This is a genomic window from Streptomyces sp. NPDC111507, assembly GCF_055638955.1.
Genome location: NZ_JBVKBU010000002.1, coordinates 70,520 through 89,450, shown reverse-complemented (window position 1 = coordinate 89,450; position 18,931 = coordinate 70,520). Strand labels below are relative to the sequence as shown.

Sequence of the window (18,931 nt, the reverse complement as noted above, 5' to 3'; positions counted from 1 at the left end):
TTTCCCCGAGCTCACCCGTCACGCACTGTGCCCATCGCGCCACGCGGTGGGCGCAGTGCGTTGTGCAACCCTTGCCCGAGTTTCCCCGTCTGACCGTACGGAGCGACCATGAGGCACCACGTCGCACCGGCCCGGGATTGGCCCTGAAAACAGGGGGTAACCGACCGCAACGAGGACAAGAGGAGCACATGCCTGCCGAGAGCATGCCGGAACCCGGCACACCGGGCGATCCCGGAACGAGCGCCCCGCTTCGCCGCGCGAAGGGCAGCCGCCGCAAGCCGCGCGGCACGCGAAGCAAGGCCCTGTTCATCACGGCCTGGACCGCCGCGGGCATCGTGGTGCTGGGGGGCGCCGGCGCCGGGTACGTGTACTTCAAGCTCAACGGCAACATCAAGACCGTCGACATCAACCAGGCCCTCGGTACCGACCGGCCGCTGAAGGTCGACAACGGCTCCGAGAACATCCTGGTCCTGGGCTCCGACACCCGCTCCGGCAGCAACAAGGACCTCGGTGGCGGCACCGACGACGGCAGCGCCCGCTCGGACACGGCGATGATCGTGCACATATACGAGGGCCACAAGAAGGCCAGCGTGGTCTCCATACCCCGCGACACCCTCGTCCCGCGCCCCTCCTGCACCGACGCCAAGGGCGTCACCCACGACGCCGCGACCAGCGTGATGTTCAACTCCGCGTACTCCACCGGCGGGGCCGCCTGCGCGGTGAAGACCGTCGAATCCATGTCCGGTATCCGCATGGACCACTACGTCGAGGTCGACTTCAGCGGCTTCCAGAAGCTCATCGACGACCTCGGCGGTGTTCGGGTGACCACCACCAAGAACATCAAGGACCCCGACAGTCATCTGAACCTGACCGCCGGCACGCACACCCTCGACGGACAGCAGGCGCTCGGCCTCGTCCGCACCCGGCACGGCGTCGGCGACGGCTCCGACCTCGGCCGCATCCAGCTCCAGCAGGCGTTCATCAAGGCCCTGGTCAACCAGGTCAAGCACATCGGCGTGCTGTCCAGCCCCACCAAGCTGTACGACCTCGCCGACACCGCGACCAAGACCGTCACGACCGACTCCGACCTCGGCACGGTCAAGAACCTCGCGTCCTTCGCCAACGGCCTCAAGGGCATCAGCTCGTCGAACATGAACATGGTGACGATGCCGGTCCAGTACGACAGCGCGGACGCCAACCGCGTCCTCGTCGACAAGGCCAAGGCGAAGCTGGTGTGGACCGCCCTGAAGAACGACCGGACGATCCCGAAGGCGGCCACGAAGGGCACGGCCACGGGCACCGCGAAGGGCGTCGTCAGTTCGAGCTGAGCCGGTACCCAGGCCCAGCGGGGGCCGGTACGAGCCCCGTACGCAGGCTCGGGAATAGATCGCCCAAGCCCCCGGTTTTGGGGGATGGCGCCAGTCCTGGCAGACTGGTACGTCGGCTCCGGTTCACGCACCCGCATCCCGCGGTGGCGACCCGGCGCCCTCCCGAAACTAGGAGACACCTTGAAGCGCGACATCCACCCCGAGTACGTCGAGACGCAGGTCAGCTGCACCTGTGGCGCGTCGTTCACCACCCGTAGCACGATCTCCAGCGGTGCCATCCGCGCCGAGGTCTGCTCCGAGTGCCACCCGTTCTACACGGGCAAGCAGAAGATCCTCGACACCGGTGGCCGCGTGGCCCGCTTCGAGGCCCGCTTCGGCAAGGCTGCCGCTGCCAAGAAGTAGCGAGCCCACAGCGCCGGTCTTCGGCGTCCCCGGCACGGGGGCGCCGGGACCGGCGCTTTGCGGTGCAGCCCCCACATTCGTCTTACCTACGTCCCTGAGCCCATGATGGAGCTGGGGACAGTCCATTGGAGCCGGAGATGTTCGAGGCGGTCGAGGAACTCATCGGCGAGCACGCCGATCTGGAGAAGAAGCTCGCTGACCCGTCGGTCCACGCCGACCAGGCCAACGCGCGCAAGCTGAACAAGCGCTACGCCGAGCTGACCCCGATCGTCGCGACGTACCGCTCCTGGAAGCAGACCGGGGACGACATCGGCACGGCGAAGGAGCTCGCCGCCGACGACCCCGACTTCGCGGCCGAGGTCAAGGAGCTGGAGAAGCAGCGCGAGGAGCTCACCGAGAAGCTCCGCCTGCTGCTGGTCCCGCGCGACCCCAGCGACGACAAGGACGTCATCCTCGAGATCAAGGCGGGCGCGGGCGGCGACGAGTCGGCCCTGTTCGCCGGCGACCTGCTGCGCATGTACCTGCGCTACGCCGAGCGCGTCGGCTGGAAGACCGAGATCATCGACTCCACCGAGTCCGAGCTCGGCGGCTACAAGGACGTCCAGGTCGCCGTGAAGACCAAGGGCGGCCAGGGTGCCACCGAGCCTGGTCAGGGTGTCTGGGCGCGCCTGAAGTACGAGGGCGGGGTGCACCGCGTGCAGCGGGTGCCCTCGACCGAGTCGCAGGGCCGTATCCACACCTCCGCGGCCGGTGTGCTGGTCACGCCCGAGGCCGAGGAGGTCGACGTCGAGATCCACGCGAACGACCTGCGCATCGACGTCTACCGCTCGTCGGGCCCCGGCGGTCAGTCCGTCAACACGACCGACTCCGCGGTGCGCATCACGCACATTCCGACCGGAGTCGTCGCCTCCTGCCAGAACGAGAAGAGCCAGCTGCAGAACAAGGAGCAGGCGATGCGTATCCTGCGCTCCAGGCTCCTCGCCGCGGCGCAGGAGGAAGCGGAGCGTGAGGCCGCGGACGCCCGCCGCAGCCAGGTCCGCACCGTCGACCGCTCCGAGAAGATCCGTACGTACAACTTCCCGGAGAACCGCATCTCGGACCACCGCGTCGGATTCAAGGCGTACAACTTGGACCAGGTGCTCGACGGGGACCTCGACGCGATGATCCAGGCGTGCGTCGACGCCGACTCGGCCGCGAAGCTCGCGGCCGCGTAAGGCGGAACGGCGGACGGCCGAACGGCGCAACGGCCGGACGGCCGGCCGCAGCTTTGTGAGGCCGTACCAGTAAGCCCTGCTCGTCAAGCCGTACGACAACAGCTCAGCCCCGGAGGACCAGCGTGAACCTGCTGCTCGCGGAAGTGGCCCAGGCCACCCAGCGGCTGGCCGACGCCGGCGTGCCCTCGCCGCGCAACGACGCGGAGGAGCTCGCCGCCTTCGTGCACGGCGTGAAGCGGGGCGAGCTGCACACCGTCAAGGACGTGGACTTCGACGCCCGCTACTGGGAGGTGACCGCGCGCCGCGAGGCCCGCGAGCCGCTCCAGCACATCACCGGCCACGCCTACTTCCGCTATCTGGAACTCCAGGTGGGCCCAGGGGTGTTCGTCCCGCGTCCGGAGACGGAATCCGTCGTCGGCTGGGCCATAGACGCCGTCCGCGCGATGGATGTCGTCGAGCCGCTGATCGTCGACCTGTGCACCGGCTCGGGCGCCATCGCGCTCGCGCTCGCGCAGGAGGTCCCGCGCTCCCGTGTACACGCCGTGGAGCTGTCCGAGGACGCCCTCCAGTGGACGCGCAAGAACGTCGAGGGGTCCAGGGTCGACCTGCGTCAGGGAGACGCTCTGGAGGCCTTCAGGGACCTCGACGGCCAGGTGGACCTGGTGATCTCCAACCCGCCGTACATCCCGCTCACGGAATGGGAGTACGTGGCGCCGGAGGCCCGGGACTACGATCCCGAACTCGCCCTGTTCTCCGGCGAGGACGGACTCGACCTCATCCGTGGCATCGAGCGCACCGCGCACCGGCTGCTGCGCCCCGGCGGTGTCGTCGTCATCGAGCACGCCGACACCCAGGGCGGGCAGGTGCCGTGGATCTTCACCGAGGAGCGGGGCTGGGCCGACGCGGCCGATCACCCGGACCTCAACAACCGGCCGCGGTTCGCGACCGCCCGCAAGGCGATGCCGTGAGCGCGCGCATCGTGACCCCCAGCCAGCAGTACGTGTACGAGGAGGCCCGCTAAATGGCACGGCGATACGACACCAACGACGCGACCGACCGCATCACCGGTCTGCGCGAGGCCGCGTCCGCCGTCCGCCGTGGCGAGCTGGTGGTCCTCCCGACGGACACGGTGTACGGCATCGGCGCCGACGCGTTCACCTCGGAAGCCGTCGCCGACCTCCTTGAGGCCAAGGGCCGGGGCCGCAACATGCCCACCCCTGTCCTCATCGGCTCCCCGAACACCCTGCACGGTCTCGTCACGGACTTCTCCGAGATGGCCTGGGAGCTCGTCGACGCGTTCTGGCCGGGTGCGCTGACCCTCGTCGCCAAGCACCAGCCGTCCCTGCAGTGGGACTTGGGGGACACCCGGGGCACGGTGGCCATCCGTATGCCGCTGCACCCGGTCGCCATCGAACTGCTGACGGAGGTCGGCCCGATGGCCGTCTCCTCCGCGAACCTCACGGGCCACCCGGCGCCGGAGGACTGTGACGCCGCGCAGGAGATGCTCGGCGACTCCGTCTCCGTGTACCTGGACGGCGGTCCGACCCCCGGCAACGTTCCCTCCTCGATCGTCGACGTCACCGGCAAGGTGCCGGTCCTGCTGCGTGCGGGTGCCCTGTCGGCGGAGGAGCTCCGGAAGGTCGTACCCGACCTCGAGGTGGCGAATTGACAGCCCCTGACGCGGGGCGTGGCATAGGCACGGGGATCACGGGGACCAATGGGTCCCCCAGGGGGTCCTTCCGCATCCTCCACGTCAGCACCGGCAACGTGTGCCGCTCGCCGATCACCGAGCGGCTGACCCGCCATGCCCTCGCGGACCGGCTGGGCGACCCCCTGTGGGGCGGACTCATCGTCGAGAGTGCGGGCACCTGGGGGCACGAGGGCGCCCCCATGGAGGCCAACGCCGAGACGGTCCTCGCGGACTTCGGCGCGGACCCCTCGGGCTTCGTCGGCCGCGAGCTCCTCGACGACCACGTCATCAGGGCCGACCTGGTCCTCACCGCGACCCGCGACCACCGCGCCCAGGTCATCTCCATGGGCCACTCCGCGGGCCTGCGCACCTTCACCCTGAAGGAGTTCACCAGGCTGGTCCGCGCCATAGACCCGGCGACCCTCCCGCCCCTGGAGGACGGTGTGGTCGAGCGTGCCCGTGCCCTGGTGCGGGCCGCCGCCGCTCTACGCGGGTGGCTGCTGGCTCCGACGGCGGAGGCGGACGAGGTCTTCGACCCGTACGGCGCGCCTTTGCCGTTCTTCCGCTCGATCGGCGACGAGATCAACGAGGCACTGGATCCGGTGGTGACGGCGCTGACGGGGGTGCGGGCGCGAGCCTGATCCGCCCCGCGGTGCGAGGGGCGCGTCGGGGATGGGTCGGCGCTGACGGGGGTGCGGGCGCGCGCGTAGGTCGTTGTGGGCGTTTTCTCGTGGAGCGCCCGATAGGCCGTAATACCGGGCGTCCCACCGGTCCCGGTTCTACATTGGACGTAGCGCACCCCGCCGAGGCCCGGAGTCCACCATGCCGGTCACACAAACGCTGGAAGCGGATGTTCTGCGTCTGCAGGACCCGGAGCTCGCCGAGATCCTGATGGGGGAGCTGGCGCGGCAGTCGACGACGCTCCAGCTGATCGCGGCCGAGAACTTCACCTCGAAGGCGGTGCTGACCGCCCTCGGGTCGCCGCTGGCGAACAAGTACGCCGAGGGATATCCCGGCGCCCGCCACCACGGCGGCTGCGAGATCGTCGACGTCGCCGAGCGCCTGGCCGTCGAGCGCGCCAAGGCCCTCTTCGGCGCCGAGCACGCCAACGTGCAGTCCCACTCCGGATCCTCGGCCGTCCTCGCCACGTACGCCGCCCTGCTGCGGCCGGGGGACACCGTCCTGGCCATGGGGCTGCCGTTCGGCGGCCACCTCACGCACGGGTCGCCCGCGAACTTCTCCGGCCGCTGGTTCGACTTCGTCGGGTACGGGGTGGAGGCGGAGAGCGGGCTCATCGACTACGAGCAGGTGCGCGCGCTGGCCCGTACGCACCGGCCGAAGGCCATCGTCTGCGGGGCGATCTCCTACCCCCGGCACATCGACTACGCGCTCTTCCGGGCGATCGCCGACGAGGTCGGCGCCTATCTCATCGCCGACGCCGCCCACCCCATCGGCCTGGTCGCCGGGGGAGCGGCGCCCAGTCCGGTGCCGTACGCCGATGTCGTCTGCGCCACCACGCACAAGGTCCTGCGCGGCCCCCGAGGCGGCATGATCCTCTGTGGCGGCGAGCTGGCCGAGCGGGTCGACAGGGCCGTCTTCCCCTTCACCCAGGGCGGCGCCCAGATGCACACCATCGCCGCCAAGGCCGTCGCGTTCGGCGAGGCCGCGACCCCCGCGTTCGCGGCGTACGCGCATCAGGTGGTCGCCAACGCCCAGGTGCTGGCCGAGGGGCTGGCCGCGGAGGGGCTCGCCCTCACCACCGGGGGGACCGACACCCACATGCTCACCGCGGACACCGCTCCGCTCGGTCTCGACGGACGCAGCGCGCGCGGTCGTCTGGCCGCCGCCGGAATGGTCCTCGACACCTGCGCGCTGCCCCACGGCGACGCCCGCGGCCTGCGCCTGGGCACGGCCGCGCTGACCACGCAGGGGATGGGCGAGGCGGAGATGTCGCAGGTCGCGAAGTTGTTCGCGGCGGTGCTGCGGGACGAGGCCGACAGCAAGCGGGCACGTGAAGAAGTAAAGGATCTGGCCGGGAGATTTCCGCCCTATCCGGACGAGTGAGGGGTACACGCACACGTGTGCACAGCCACTCGTGCAACCATCGTCGCTACCCGGAAGTCCCCAACCATATGCGTGCATCGCTAGGGTGTGGGGCTGAGATGGCCAGCGAGACCTGTGGGGAAGCCCGTGCGTGAATATCTGCTGACGCTCTGCATCACGGCCGCGGTGACGTATCTGCTGACAGGGCCGGTACGGAAGTTCGCGATCGTGGCCGGAGCCATGCCGCAGATCCGGGCACGCGACGTGCACCGGGAACCCACGCCGCGGCTCGGCGGCATCGCGATGTTCTTCGGTCTGTGTGCCGGCCTGCTGGTCGCCGACCATCTGCGGAACCTCAACGCGGTCTTCTCGGACTCCAACGAGCCCCGCGCACTGCTCTCCGGCGCCGCGCTGATCTGGCTGATCGGTGTCCTGGACGACAAGTTCGAGATCGACGCCCTCATCAAGCTGGGCGGCCAGATGATCGCTGCGGGCGTGATGGTCATGCAGGGTCTGACGATCCTGTGGCTGCCCATCCCCGGCGTCGGCCTGGTCGCGCTGACCCAGTGGCAGGGCACCCTGCTCACCGTTGCGCTGGTCGTCATCACCATCAACGCGGTGAACTTCGTCGACGGCCTCGACGGTCTCGCCGCCGGCATGGTGTGCATCGCCTCCGCCGCGTTCTTCTTGTACGCGTACCGCATCTGGTACAGCTACGGCATCGAGGCCGCCGCCCCGGCGACCCTCTTCGCGTCGATCCTCATGGGCATGTGTCTGGGCTTCCTGCCGCACAACATGCACCCCGCCCGGATCTTCATGGGTGACTCCGGCTCGATGCTGATCGGCCTGGTGCTGGCCGCCGGCGCGATCTCCATCACCGGGCAGATCGACCCGGACGCGATGAACCTGTTCTCCGGTTCGGAGCGCAACACCGTGCACCAGACGGTGCCGGTGTACATCCCGCTGCTGCTGCCGCTGACGATCATCGCGGTCCCGGCCGCCGACCTGGTGCTCGCCATCGTGCGGCGCACCTGGCGTGGTCAGTCGCCCTTCGCCGCCGACCGCGGCCACCTGCACCACCGCCTCCTGGAGGTCGGCCACTCGCACAGCAGGGCCGTCCTGATCATGTACTTCTGGTCGGCACTGATCGCCTTCGGAGCGCTCGCCTTCTCGGTGAACTCGGCGTCCATGTGGATCGTGCTCGGCATCGCGGCGCTCAGCGCGGTGGGTCTCGTACTGCTCCTGCTGCCGCGCTTCACGCCGCGTGCCCCGCGCTGGGCCGAGCACCTGGTGCCGCCGCGCTACCGCCGCCGTCGCAGGGTCGCCCTGGCGGCCGCGGCGGAGGCGGCCGTGGCCTCCGTCGCGTACGAGGAGCCGACGTCCCACGAGAAGGCGGCCCAGGAGCGCGAAGAGGGCGTCCGCGAACACCGTTCGCCGGTCACCACGGGTATCTCAGGAGTCAACGGAGCGACGGCAATTGGGCCCCGTGCGCGCTTCCTGGAGGGGCGCAAAGCCGAATCTTCACGCTGACGCAAAGTAAGAATCCTGCAAGAGGGATCACCGGCAAACCGCGTCAATACCAGACAAGTTGCCCTCGATATTGCACAAACGCGCAGGTTCACTCTCATGTGTGACGGCGAGCACACCTTCTAGGTAAAGACCGCATCAAATAGTTTGTGATACGGTTCACGAGAACCCGGGATAGAGCCGAAGGACCGTAATGAGACGGCCCCTTGGCGTGAGGTTCTCTCTCAGCCCGGGACTACGCTCGTCCATGACGACACCCTGCCCCCGAAGCAAGCGGAGTTGCCGCCATGCCGTCCAATGACGCCCGGAACCTACTGCACACCGCTGTCCCCACAGCGGCTGTCGGCGCGATCGCCGTCGCCGTCAGTGGCGTGGTCGCGGGTGGCAAAGGCGCGCTCGGCGCGGGCATCGGCACACTGCTGGCCATCCTCTTCATGGGGATCGGCCTCTACGTCCTGCAGTGGACGGCAAAAACGCTCCCGCAGCTGTTCCAGGCCATGGGCCTGATGCTCTACGTCGCCCAGCTCCTGCTGCTCCTGATCTTCGTGGCACTCTTCAAGAACACGTCTCTGTTCAACCCCAAGGCGTTCGCGGTCGGCCTCGTCCTCGCGACCGTCGTGTGGATGGCGGCGCAGGCGCGGGCGCACATGAAGGCCAAGATCTTCTATGTCGACCCCGAACCCGAGAAGAGCGACAAGCCTGAGAAATCAGGGTCCTCGTCGTGAGGGGTAGGGGTGGGATAAAGCCATGTGGGAGATCCTGCTATCGTCCGGTGCCAACTGCGGCATCGCGGGCGCGGGCATCTGAGCTGACGCCTGCTCAATCGCGAGGCTTGATGCCCCACAGCCGCCCCCACATTCGTTACACCAGTCCAGTGCCGAACCGCGGCTGCGCGCCGCGCCGACACAACGAGGTTGCCGTACCTATGCGTCACGCCGAAGGAGCCCGTGGTGAGTGCTGACCAGACCCAGCTCGCCTTTGACTGGAGCTGTCGGATCATGTCCGACAACGGGTGTGGCTTTCCGGCTCCGGGCCTGCACTCGTTCCTCTTCAAGCCGCTCGCCACGGTCGGGGGGTTCGAGTTCAACAAGGTCATGCTGCTCGCCCTCCTCACCTCCATCCTTGTCGTCGCCTTCTTCTGGGCGGCTTTCGGCAAGGCCAAGGTGGTCCCGGGCAAGCTGCAGATGGTCGGTGAGGCCGGTTACGACTTCGTGCGCCGCGGCATCGTCTACGAGACGCTCGGCAAGCGCGAGGGCGAGAAGTACGTCCCGCTGATGGTCTCGCTGTTCTTCTTCATCTGGATCATGAACATCTGGTCCGTGATCCCGCTGGCCCAGTTCCCGGTCTCGTCGGTCTTCGCCTTCCCGGTGGTACTCGCCGCGCTGGTCTGGATCCTCTGGGTCTCGGTCACGTTCAAGCGCCACGGCTTCGTCGGCTTCTTCAAGAACGTGACGGGCTACGACAAGTCGCTCGGCGGGGTGCTGCCCCTCGTGATGGTCATCGAGTTCCTCTCGAACCTGATCGTCCGGCCCTTCACGCACGCGGTCCGACTCTTCGCCAACATGTTCGCCGGCCACCTGATGCTGGTCATGTTCACGGTTGCCTCCTGGTACCTGCTGAACAGCTGGATGGTCCCGGCGGCCGGTGTGTCGTTCGTGATGACCATCGTCATGATCCTCTTCGAGCTTTTCGTGCAGGCCGTCCAGGCGTACGTCTTCGTGCTGCTGGCCTGCTCGTACCTTCAGGGCGCTCTCGCCGAGCACCACTGAGTCACCGCCCCCGCAAGCCCCAGAACGTCCGGTGGCCAACCCCCGCCGGTCCAAGAAAGAGAAGGAAGATTCAGCATGGCTGCCACTGAGACCCTCGCCGCTGTCTCCGGTTCGCTCGGTTCCATCGGCTACGGCCTCGCCGCCATCGGCCCCGGCGTCGGCGTCGGCATCATCTTCGGTAACGGCACCCAGGCCCTGGCCCGTCAGCCCGAAGCCGCCGGTCTGATTCGCGCCAACCAGATCCTCGGCTTCGCCTTCTGTGAGGCGCTCGCCCTCATCGGCATCGTTATGCCGTTCGTGTTCGGTAAGTAATCACCCCTTACTGACACGAAACGACGAAAGGCACTGATGTGATCGCCAACCTGGTTGCACTCGCAGCCGAGGAAGAGCAGAACCCGCTCGTCCCGGCGGGTCCCGAGCTGCTCATCGGCACCATCGCCTTCGCCATCGTGTTCTTCTTCTTCTGGAAGAAGCTCCTCCCGAACATCAACAAGGTTCTGGAAGAGCGCCGCGCGGCGATCGAAGGCGGTATCGAAGAGGCCGACGCCATGAAGGTCGAAGCCCAGAGCGTGCTGGAGCAGTACAAGGCCCAGCTCGCCGAGGCACGGCACGAGGCCGCGCGGCTGCGCCAGGAGGCGCAGGAGCAGGGCGCCACGCTCATCGCCGACATGCGTGCGGAAGGCCAGCGGCAGCGCGAGGAGATCATCGCCGCCGGTCACTCGCAGCTCGAGGCCGACCGCAAGGCCGCCTCGCAGGCGCTGCGTCAGGACGTGGGCAAGCTCGCCACCGACCTGGCCGGCAAGCTCGTCGGTGAGTCCCTCGAGGACCACGCCCGGCAGAGCCGCGTCATCGACCGCTTCCTCGACGAGCTCGAGGAGAAGGCCGAGGCGACTCGATGACCGCACACGGAGCAAGCCGCGAGGCCCTCGCTGCAGCTCGTGAGCGTCTCGATGCGCTGACGGACTCGACGTCCGTGGACGCGGTCCAGCTCGCCGACGAGCTGGCCGCCGTCACCGCGCTGCTCAACCGCGAGGTATCGCTGCGGCGGGTCCTGACCGACCCGGCGCAGCCGGGCGAGGCCAAGGCCGAGCTGGCCCAGCGCCTGCTCGGCGGCCAGGTCGGCGGGTCAACCGCGGACCTGGTGGTCGGCCTGGTGCGCTCGCGCTGGTCGCAGCCGCGTGACCTGGTGGACACGCTGGAGGAGCTGGCGAGCATCGCCGACCTCACGGCCGCCCAGCGGGCGAACGCGCTCGACGACGTCGAGGACGAACTGTTCCGCTTCGGTCGGATCGTCTCTTCGAACACCGAGCTGCGCTCCGCGCTGACCGACCGCACCGCCTCGAAGGCGGCCAAGGGCGAGCTGCTGCACAGCCTGCTCGGCGGCCGGGCCAACCCGACCACCGAACGCCTGGTGACGCGCCTTGTGGCCGCGCCCCGGGGACGTAGCCTGGAGGCGGGACTCGACTCCCTGTCCAAGCTCGCCGCCGAGCGCCGCAACCGCATGGTCGCCGTCGTCACCTCCGCGGTCCCGCTGAGTGACGGACAGAAGCAGCGCCTCGGCGCCGCTCTGGCGAAGCTCTACGGCCGCCCGATGCACCTCAACCTCGACGTGGACCCCGAGGTCGTCGGCGGGATCCGGGTGCAGGTCGGCGACGAGATCATCGACGGTGCCGTCGCGGACCGACTCGAGGACGCGCGCCGCCGCATCGTCGGCCAGTAGCAACTCAATACGCGTAACCACGTAGTACTTACGGCCCTGGTTGGGCCGTGCAGAGGATTCCTGGGGGCTGACCCCAGACCCCCCAAGAAAACTTCGGGCCCAACAAGGAGAGCAGGGAACCCAGATGGCGGAGCTCACGATCCGGCCGGAGGAGATCCGGGACGCGCTGGAGAACTTTGTCCAGTCGTACAAGCCGGACGCGGCCTCGCGCGAGGAGGTCGGTACGGTCACCGTCGCCGGCGACGGTATCGCCAAGATCGAGGGCCTTCCCTCGGCGATGGCGAACGAGCTGCTGAAGTTCGAGGACGGAACCCTCGGTCTCGCGCTGAACCTGGAAGAGCGCGAGATCGGTGCGGTCGTCCTCGGCGAGTTCAGTGGTATCGAGGAGGGCCAGCCGGTGCAGCGCACCGGTGAGGTGCTGTCCGTCGCCGTGGGCGAGGGCTACCTCGGCCGCGTCGTCGACCCGCTCGGCAACCCGATCGACGGCCTCGGCGAGATCGAGACCACCGGCCGCCGCGCCCTCGAGCTGCAGGCCCCGGGCGTCATGGTCCGCAAGTCGGTGCACGAGCCGATGGAGACCGGCTACAAGGCCGTCGACGCGATGACCCCGATCGGCCGTGGCCAGCGTCAGCTGGTCATCGGCGACCGTCAGACCGGCAAGACCGCGCTGGCCGTCGACACGATCATCAACCAGCGCGACAACTGGCGCTCGGGCGACACCAAGAAGCAGGTCCGCTGCATCTACGTCGCCATCGGTCAGAAGGGTTCGACCATCGCCTCCGTGCGTGGCGCCCTCGAAGAGGCCGGCGCGCTGGAGTACACGACCATCGTCGCCGCCCCGGCGTCCGACCCGGCCGGCTTCAAGTACCTGGCGCCGTACACCGGTTCGGCCATCGGCCAGCAGTGGATGTACGAGGGCAAGCACGTCCTCATCATCTTCGACGACCTCTCGAAGCAGGCCGACGCCTACCGCGCCGTGTCCCTGCTGCTCCGCCGTCCGCCGGGGCGCGAGGCCTACCCCGGTGACGTCTTCTACCTGCACTCCCGTCTGCTGGAGCGCTGCGCGAAGCTCTCCGACGAGCTGGGCGCCGGTTCGATGACGGGTCTGCCGATCGTCGAGACCAAGGCGAACGACGTGTCGGCGTTCATCCCGACCAACGTCATCTCCATCACCGACGGCCAGTGCTTCCTGGAGTCCGACCTGTTCAACGCCGGCCAGCGTCCGGCCCTGAACGTCGGTATCTCGGTCTCCCGCGTCGGTGGCTCCGCCCAGCACAAGGCGATGAAGCAGGTTTCCGGCCGACTCCGTCTGGACCTCGCCCAGTACCGCGAGCTGGAGGCGTTCGCCGCCTTCGGTTCCGACCTGGACGCCGCGTCGAAGTCCCAGCTGGAGCGCGGTCAGCGGTTGGTCGAGCTGCTCAAGCAGGCTCAGTACCAGCCGATGGCCACCGAGGACCAGGTCGTCTCCGTGTGGGCCGGTACCACCGGCAAGATGGACGAGGTACCGGTCGCCGACATCCGCCGCTTCGAGAAGGAGCTCCTGGAGTACCTGCACCGCAAGGAGCAGGGACTCATGACCTCCATCAAGGAGGGCGGCAAGATGTCGGACGACACCCTCACCGCCATCGCGGACGCCATCGCGGACTTCAAGAAGCAGTTCGAGACCTCGGACGGCAAGCTTCTCGGCGAAGACGTTCCGGCCGCGGCCAAGTGACGTAAGGAAGGGACCTGACTCATGGGAGCCCAGCTCCGGGTCTACAAGCGTCGCATCCGATCCGTCACCGCGACCAAGAAGATCACCAAGGCGATGGAGATGATCGCTGCCTCGCGCGTCGTCAAGGCGCAGCGCAAGGTGGCGGCCTCCGCGCCGTACGCGACCGAGCTCACCCGCGCGGTCACGGCGGTCGGCACCGGCTCGAACACCAAGCACCCGCTGACCACTGAGGCGGAGACGGCGACCCGTTCCGCGGTGCTGCTCCTCACGAGCGACCGCGGACTGGCCGGCGCCTTCAACTCCAACGCCATCAAGGCGGCGGAGCTGTTGACCGCCCGTCTCGAGGCGGAGGGCAAGGAGGTCGACACGTTCATCGTCGGCCGCCGCGGTCTGGCCCACTACCACTTCCGCGAGCGCAAGGTCGTGGAGTCGTGGTCGGGTTTCACCGACGAGCCCACCTACGCGGACGCCAAGAAGGTTGCGGCGCCGCTCATCGAGGCCATCGAAACGGCGACGGCGGACGGCGGCGTGGATGAACTCCACATCGTCTACACCGAGTTCGTGTCGATGATGACGCAGACGGCGGTCGACGGCCGCCTGCTGCCACTGCGCCTCGAAGAGGTCGCGGAAGAGGCGCCCCAGGGCGAGATCCTTCCGCTGTACGAGTTCGAGCCGTCGGCGGAGGACGTCCTCGACGCCCTGCTGCCTCGGTACGTCGAGAGCCGTATCTACAACGCGCTGCTCCAGTCGGCTGCCTCCAAGCACGCCGCCACCCGCCGCGCGATGAAGTCGGCGACCGACAACGCGGGAGACCTGATCACCACGCTCTCCCGTCTTGCCAATGCGGCCCGCCAGGCCGAAATCACCCAGGAAATCAGCGAGATCGTCGGTGGCTCCGCAGCCCTTGCCGACGCGACCGCGGGGAGTGACAAGTAATGACGACGACTTCTGAGACGGCCGTTGCCACGGGCCGCGTCGCCCGGGTCATCGGCCCGGTCGTCGACGTGGAGTTCCCCGTCGACGCGATGCCGGACATCTACAACGCCCTTCACGTCGAGGTGGCCGACCCGGCCAAGGACGGCGAGAAGAAGACGCTGACCCTGGAGGTCGCCCAGCACCTGGGTGACGGCCTGGTCCGCACGATCTCCATGCAGCCCACCGACGGTCTGGTCCGCCAGGCCGCGGTCACCGACACCGGCACGGGCATCACCGTCCCGGTCGGTGACTTCACCAAGGGCAAGGTGTTCAACACCCTCGGTGAGGTGCTGAACTCCGACGAGAAGTACGAGGGCGAGCGCTGGTCCATCCACCGCAAGGCCCCGCGCTTCGACGAGCTCGAGTCGAAGACCGAGATGTTCGAGACCGGCGTCAAGGTCATCGACCTTCTCACCCCGTACGTCAAGGGTGGAAAGATCGGCCTGTTCGGTGGTGCCGGCGTCGGCAAGACGGTGCTCATCCAGGAGATGATCTACCGCGTCGCCAACAACCACGACGGTGTCTCCGTGTTCGCCGGTGTCGGTGAGCGCACCCGTGAGGGCAACGACCTCATCGAGGAGATGGCGGACTCGGGCGTCATCGACAAGACCGCGCTTGTCTTCGGTCAGATGGACGAGCCCCCGGGCACCCGTCTGCGCGTGGCCCTCGCGGGTCTGACGATGGCGGAGTACTTCCGTGACGTCCAGAACCAGGACGTGCTGTTCTTCATCGACAACATCTTCCGGTTCACGCAGGCCGGTTCCGAGGTCTCGACCCTGCTCGGCCGTATGCCCTCCGCGGTGGGCTACCAGCCGAACCTGGCCGACGAGATGGGTCTCCTCCAGGAGCGCATCACCTCGACCCGTGGTCACTCGATCACCTCGATGCAGGCGATCTACGTCCCCGCGGACGACCTGACCGACCCGGCCCCGGCCACCACGTTCGCCCACCTCGACGCGACGACGGTGCTCTCCCGTCCGATCTCCGAGAAGGGCATCTACCCGGCCGTGGACCCGCTGGACTCCACGTCCCGCATCCTGGACCCCCGCTACATCGCGGCGGACCACTACGCGGCCGCGATGCGCGTCAAGTCGGTTCTTCAGAAGTACAAGGACCTTCAGGACATCATCGCGATCCTCGGTATCGACGAGCTGGGCGAGGAGGACAAGCTCACTGTCCACCGTGCCCGTCGCGTGGAGCGCTTCCTGTCCCAGAACACCCACGTCGCCAAGCAGTTCACCGGCGTCGACGGGTCGGACGTCCCGCTGGACGAGTCGATCGTGGCCTTCAACGCGATCATCGACGGTGAGTACGACCACTTCCCGGAGCAGGCGTTCTTCCTGTGCGGTGGCATTGAGGACCTCAAGGCCAACGCCAAGGAGCTCGGCGTCTCCTGAACCTCGCGTACCTGAGGGACTCCGGTTCCTGAGGAACTCGTGTTCGTAAGGGAGGGGGACGGGACCGCACCTCGCGGGGCGCGTCCCGTCCCCCTCCGTACGCCCATTAGACTTTGACCCAACACCCGGCGGCCATGCCGGGTGGTGACCCGAGGAGCCCACCTTGGCTGCTGAGCTGCACGTCGAGCTCGTCGCCGCGGACCGCAGTGTCTGGTCCGGCGAGGCCACCCTGGTCGTCGCGCGTACCGCGTCCGGCGACATCGGCGTCATGCCCGGTCACCAGCCGCTGCTCGGTGTGCTGGAGTCGGGCCCGGTGACCATCCGTACGAGTGATGGTGGAACGGTCGTCGCCGCGGTGCACGGCGGTTTCATCTCGTTCGCCGACAACAAGCTGTCACTGCTGGCCGAGATCGCCGAGCTGTCGGACGAGATCGACGTCCAGCGCGTGGAGCGGGAGCTCGAGCGCGCGAAGGCGGAGGGCGATGCCTCCGCCGAGCGCCGCGCGGACGTCCGTCTGCGGGCGGTGTCGGCGCGCTGAGTCGCCGCGCTGTGTGATGCTTTGCCTCAGCCGCGGCGGGGACCGGATCACTCCGGACCCCGCCGCGGCTGAGGCAAATCCGGAGGTTTTTTCTTTTCCGTTACCTAGGAGACGAGGAGGTCGGTGTCGATGGTCCTCGCTCTGACTGTGTGCGGAGTGGTAGTGGCGCTCGTGGTGGTGGGGCTGTTCGTCTTCGGCCTCCGCCGCCGGCTGATCCAGCGCTCCGGGGGCACCTTCGACTGCAGCCTGCGCTGGGACGTGCCGGAGAAGAGCGACCCCAACGGAAAAGGCTGGGGCTACGGCGTCGCCCGCTACAACGGCGACCGCATCGAGTGGTACCGCGTCTTCTCGTACTCCCCCCGCCCGCGCCGCGTCCTGGAACGCTCGGCGATCGAGGTGGCCGGCCGCCGCACCCCGGACGGCGAGGAGGAGCTCGCCCTGCTGTCCGACGCGATCATCCTGGCCTGTGTGCACCGGGGCACCCGACTTGAACTGGCGATGAGCGAGGACGCGCTGACCGGTTTCCTCGCGTGGCTGGAGGCAGCGCCGCCCGGACAGCGAGTGAATGTGGCCTGACAGGCCACATTCACTCGCTGTCCGGGGGAGAGTCAACGTCGCCCAGCGGCTATCCGAGCCCGCCGGTGAGGGCGCTCACCAGTTCGCCGTTGCTGGTGTCTCCGCTGAACTCCCAGAAGAACGCGCCGCCCAGGCCCTGGCTCTTGGCCCAGGCCATCTTCGTGCCGATGGTCGCCGGGGTGTCGTAGGACCACCAGTTGCTGCCGCAGTGCGCGTACGCCGTCCCGGCGATCGTGCCGGTGGCCGGGCAGGACGTCTTCAGCACCTTGTAGTCCTCGATGCCCTGCTCGTACGTTCCCGGCGCCGGCCCCGTGGCCGTGCCGCCCGGCGCGTCCTGGGTGACGCCCGTCCAGCCGCGGCCGTAGAAGCCGATGCCGATCAGCAGCTTGCTCGCGGGCACGCCCTTCGCCTTGAACTTGGCGATCGCGTCGGCCGTGGTGAAGCCGGGCGTCGGGATGCCGCTGTACGAGGTGAGCGGGGAGTGCGGGGCGGTCGGGCCCTGTGCGTTGAACGCTCCGAAGAAGTCGTACGACATCACGTTGTACCAGTCGACGTACTGTGAGGCGCCCGCGTAGTCGGCGGCGTCGATCTTGCCGCCCGAGGTGCCGTCGGCCGTGGTGGCCGCGGTGACCAGGTTGCCCGTGCCGAACTTGGCGCGCAGGGCCTGCATCAGGTTCTTGTAGGCCGCGGCACCGCTGGTGTCACAGGACAGACCGCAGGCGTTCGGGTACTCCCAGTCGATGTCGATGCCGTCGAAGACGTCGGCCCAGCGCGGGTCCTCGACCAGGTTGTAGCAGGACTGGGCGAAGGCGGCCGGGTTGGCCGCGGCCTGCGCGAATCCGCCGGACCAGGTCCAGCCGCCGAAGGACCAGAGGATCTTGATGTTCGGGTACTTGGCCTTCAGCTCGCGCAGCTGGTTGAAGTTGCCGCGCAGCGGCTGGTCCCAGGTGTCGGCGACGCCGCTGACCGACTGGTCGGCGGTGAAGGCCTTGTCGTAGTCGGCGTAGGAGTCGCCGATCGCGCACTGGCCGTTGGTGACGTTGCCGAAGGCGTAGTTGATGTGCGTGATCTTGGCGGCCGAGCCGGACGTCACCAGGTTCTTGACGTTGTAGTTGCGGCCGTAGATGCCCCACTCGGTGAAGTAGCCGAGCTTGACGGCGTTGCCGGTGGGCGGCGGGGTGGTGCCCCCACCGGTGGTGTGCACGGCGGCCGCGCCGCTGACCGGACCGGTCTGGTCGGCGGTGTCACGGGCCTGGACGGTGTACGAGTAGTCGGTGCCGGCGGTCAGACCGGTGTCCGTGTACGAGGTCGTGGTCACGGTGGCGACCTTGGTGCCGCCGCGCAGGACGTCGTAGTTCTTGATGCCCTTGTCGTCGGTGGCCGCGCTCCAGGAGAGCTTCACCGAGGTGTCGGTGATCGCGGAGGAGGTGGGGGTGCCGGGCGCGCTCGGCGGGTTGTCACCGGGGACGGTGGTGCCACCGTCACAACTGCCGCCGTTGAGCGTGCAGTTGGACGGAGATCCGGTGCCGGCGCCGTTGAAGCCGAAGGAGACGGAGGCGCCCGCGGCGAGGGTTCCGTTGTAGGACTTGTTCTTGGCGGTCCAGTGGGTGCCGGAGGAGGTGACGTCCGCGTCCCAGGCCGAGGTGACGGACGTACCGGAGGGGAAGTCCCAGTCGATCGTCCAGGAACTGATGCTGGTGGTACCGGTGTTGGTGACCGTCCACTTGCCTTCGAAGCCCGTACCCCAGTCCTGGGTCTTGGTGTACGTGGCGGTGGCGGAGGTGGCTGCCGAGGCGGGGCTCGCGAGCCCGACGAGGGCGGCGAGCGGAAGCAGCAGGGTGGTGAGTCCTGCCACGGTTCGCTGTCGGACTCTGGTTCTGAAGCGCATGCTGCGCCTCCTTCCTTGTTTGTTTCGCCTCCGGGGCGCTCCAGCCGGTGGCGAGACCGCGACCGTGCTCAACCCTTCGGGCCTCCGCGCGCTCGCGCTCTCGCCACCGGCGCGCCCCTTCGGCGGGGGAGGTGTCGGGGGCATGACTAA

General features: G+C 68.3%; 19 protein-coding genes. 18 read left to right on the top strand and 1 reads right to left on the bottom strand.

Annotation, left to right across the window (positions count from 1 at the left end):
- The first annotated feature begins 188 nt into the window (after positions 1-188).
- The 18 genes from ACZ7M2_RS07900 (at position 189) to ACZ7M2_RS07815 (ending at position 16,893) form a co-directional block, all read left to right on the top strand.
- Positions 189-1,328: an LCP family protein gene (locus ACZ7M2_RS07900; RefSeq protein ID WP_471594585.1), complete on the top strand. Its 1,140-nt coding sequence runs from the start codon at positions 189-191 to the stop codon at positions 1,326-1,328.
- A gap of 180 nt (positions 1,329-1,508) precedes the next feature.
- Positions 1,509-1,730, top strand: coding sequence for a 50S ribosomal protein L31 (rpmE, locus tag ACZ7M2_RS07895; RefSeq protein WP_352052736.1), 222 nt, complete (start codon positions 1,509-1,511; stop codon positions 1,728-1,730).
- Positions 1,731-1,867: 137 nt separating this feature from the next.
- Positions 1,868-2,944, top strand: coding sequence for a peptide chain release factor 1 (prfA, locus tag ACZ7M2_RS07890; protein ID WP_266628644.1), 1,077 nt, complete (start codon positions 1,868-1,870; stop codon positions 2,942-2,944).
- A gap of 122 nt (positions 2,945-3,066) precedes the next feature.
- Positions 3,067-3,912: a peptide chain release factor N(5)-glutamine methyltransferase gene (prmC, locus tag ACZ7M2_RS07885; protein ID WP_054233232.1), complete on the top strand. Its 846-nt coding sequence runs from the start codon at positions 3,067-3,069 to the stop codon at positions 3,910-3,912.
- A 53-nt stretch (positions 3,913-3,965) separates the two neighbouring features.
- A complete protein-coding gene (locus tag ACZ7M2_RS07880) occupies positions 3,966-4,613 on the top strand; it encodes an L-threonylcarbamoyladenylate synthase (protein WP_054233231.1) in 648 nt (215 codons plus the stop codon).
- Positions 4,610-5,275 (top strand): arsenate reductase/protein-tyrosine-phosphatase family protein, encoded by a 666-nt coding sequence (locus tag ACZ7M2_RS07875; RefSeq protein ID WP_054233230.1) that lies wholly within the window; start codon positions 4,610-4,612, stop codon positions 5,273-5,275. The genes ACZ7M2_RS07880 and ACZ7M2_RS07875 overlap by 4 nt, the downstream gene beginning before the upstream one ends.
- A gap of 181 nt (positions 5,276-5,456) precedes the next feature.
- Positions 5,457-6,698, top strand: coding sequence for a serine hydroxymethyltransferase (locus tag ACZ7M2_RS07870; RefSeq protein WP_352052735.1), 1,242 nt, complete (start codon positions 5,457-5,459; stop codon positions 6,696-6,698).
- Positions 6,699-6,824: 126 nt separating this feature from the next.
- Positions 6,825-8,207, top strand: a complete 1,383-nt coding sequence (locus ACZ7M2_RS07865; protein WP_471594584.1) for an MraY family glycosyltransferase — start codon at positions 6,825-6,827, stop codon at positions 8,205-8,207.
- 284 nt (positions 8,208-8,491) lie between these two features.
- The gene (locus ACZ7M2_RS07860; RefSeq protein WP_352052733.1) at positions 8,492-8,929 is read left to right on the top strand and encodes a hypothetical protein; all 438 of its coding nucleotides are present in this window, start codon (positions 8,492-8,494) and stop codon (positions 8,927-8,929) included.
- Between the two features lie 273 nt (positions 8,930-9,202).
- Positions 9,203-9,973, top strand: coding sequence for a F0F1 ATP synthase subunit A (gene atpB, locus ACZ7M2_RS07855; RefSeq protein ID WP_471595200.1), 771 nt, complete (start codon positions 9,203-9,205; stop codon positions 9,971-9,973).
- 75 nt (positions 9,974-10,048) lie between these two features.
- Positions 10,049-10,285, top strand: coding sequence for an ATP synthase subunit c family protein (locus ACZ7M2_RS07850; RefSeq protein WP_015657805.1), 237 nt, complete (start codon positions 10,049-10,051; stop codon positions 10,283-10,285).
- Positions 10,286-10,323: 38 nt separating this feature from the next.
- Positions 10,324-10,872, top strand: coding sequence for a F0F1 ATP synthase subunit B (locus ACZ7M2_RS07845; RefSeq protein ID WP_471594583.1), 549 nt, complete (start codon positions 10,324-10,326; stop codon positions 10,870-10,872).
- Positions 10,869-11,693: a F0F1 ATP synthase subunit delta gene (locus ACZ7M2_RS07840; protein WP_471594582.1), complete on the top strand. Its 825-nt coding sequence runs from the start codon at positions 10,869-10,871 to the stop codon at positions 11,691-11,693. Before ACZ7M2_RS07845 ends, ACZ7M2_RS07840 begins: the two co-directional genes overlap by 4 nt.
- A gap of 124 nt (positions 11,694-11,817) precedes the next feature.
- Positions 11,818-13,407 (top strand): F0F1 ATP synthase subunit alpha, encoded by a 1,590-nt coding sequence (gene atpA / locus ACZ7M2_RS07835; RefSeq protein WP_319746214.1) that lies wholly within the window; start codon positions 11,818-11,820, stop codon positions 13,405-13,407.
- A 21-nt stretch (positions 13,408-13,428) separates the two neighbouring features.
- Positions 13,429-14,343, top strand: coding sequence for a F0F1 ATP synthase subunit gamma (locus ACZ7M2_RS07830; protein ID WP_352052731.1), 915 nt, complete (start codon positions 13,429-13,431; stop codon positions 14,341-14,343).
- Positions 14,343-15,779, top strand: coding sequence for a F0F1 ATP synthase subunit beta (atpD, locus tag ACZ7M2_RS07825; protein WP_352052730.1), 1,437 nt, complete (start codon positions 14,343-14,345; stop codon positions 15,777-15,779). The genes ACZ7M2_RS07830 and atpD overlap by 1 nt, the downstream gene beginning before the upstream one ends.
- A 163-nt stretch (positions 15,780-15,942) precedes the next feature.
- On the top strand, positions 15,943-16,317 hold the full coding sequence (locus ACZ7M2_RS07820; protein ID WP_054233220.1) for a F0F1 ATP synthase subunit epsilon: 375 nt from the start codon (positions 15,943-15,945) through the stop codon (positions 16,315-16,317).
- Positions 16,318-16,446: 129 nt separating this feature from the next.
- Complete coding sequence (locus ACZ7M2_RS07815; protein ID WP_352052729.1) at positions 16,447-16,893, top strand: DUF2550 domain-containing protein; 447 nt, start codon at positions 16,447-16,449, stop codon at positions 16,891-16,893.
- 49 nt (positions 16,894-16,942) lie between these two features.
- On the opposite strand, the gene ACZ7M2_RS07810 is transcribed toward ACZ7M2_RS07815, so the two are convergent.
- Positions 16,943-18,781, bottom strand: a complete 1,839-nt coding sequence (locus ACZ7M2_RS07810; protein ID WP_471594581.1) for a glycosyl hydrolase family 18 protein — start codon at positions 18,779-18,781, stop codon at positions 16,943-16,945.
- Between the last annotated feature and the right edge of the window lie 150 nt (positions 18,782-18,931).

Coding starts and splice junctions, on each gene's coding strand:
- ACZ7M2_RS07900 (WP_471594585.1), top strand. CDS start 189: ATGCCTGCCGAGAGCATGCCGGAACCCGGCACACCGGGCGATCCCGGA.
- prfA (WP_266628644.1), top strand. CDS start 1,868: ATGTTCGAGGCGGTCGAGGAACTCATCGGCGAGCACGCCGATCTGGAG.
- ACZ7M2_RS07880 (WP_054233231.1), top strand. CDS start 3,966: ATGGCACGGCGATACGACACCAACGACGCGACCGACCGCATCACCGGT.
- ACZ7M2_RS07870 (WP_352052735.1), top strand. CDS start 5,457: ATGCCGGTCACACAAACGCTGGAAGCGGATGTTCTGCGTCTGCAGGAC.
- ACZ7M2_RS07860 (WP_352052733.1), top strand. CDS start 8,492: ATGCCGTCCAATGACGCCCGGAACCTACTGCACACCGCTGTCCCCACA.
- atpB (WP_471595200.1), top strand. CDS start 9,203: ATGTCCGACAACGGGTGTGGCTTTCCGGCTCCGGGCCTGCACTCGTTC.
- ACZ7M2_RS07850 (WP_015657805.1), top strand. CDS start 10,049: ATGGCTGCCACTGAGACCCTCGCCGCTGTCTCCGGTTCGCTCGGTTCC.
- ACZ7M2_RS07840 (WP_471594582.1), top strand. CDS start 10,869: ATGACCGCACACGGAGCAAGCCGCGAGGCCCTCGCTGCAGCTCGTGAG.
- atpA (WP_319746214.1), top strand. CDS start 11,818: ATGGCGGAGCTCACGATCCGGCCGGAGGAGATCCGGGACGCGCTGGAG.
- ACZ7M2_RS07830 (WP_352052731.1), top strand. CDS start 13,429: ATGGGAGCCCAGCTCCGGGTCTACAAGCGTCGCATCCGATCCGTCACC.
- atpD (WP_352052730.1), top strand. CDS start 14,343: ATGACGACGACTTCTGAGACGGCCGTTGCCACGGGCCGCGTCGCCCGG.
- ACZ7M2_RS07815 (WP_352052729.1), top strand. CDS start 16,447: ATGGTCCTCGCTCTGACTGTGTGCGGAGTGGTAGTGGCGCTCGTGGTG.
- ACZ7M2_RS07810 (WP_471594581.1), bottom strand. CDS start 18,781: ATGCGCTTCAGAACCAGAGTCCGACAGCGAACCGTGGCAGGACTCACC.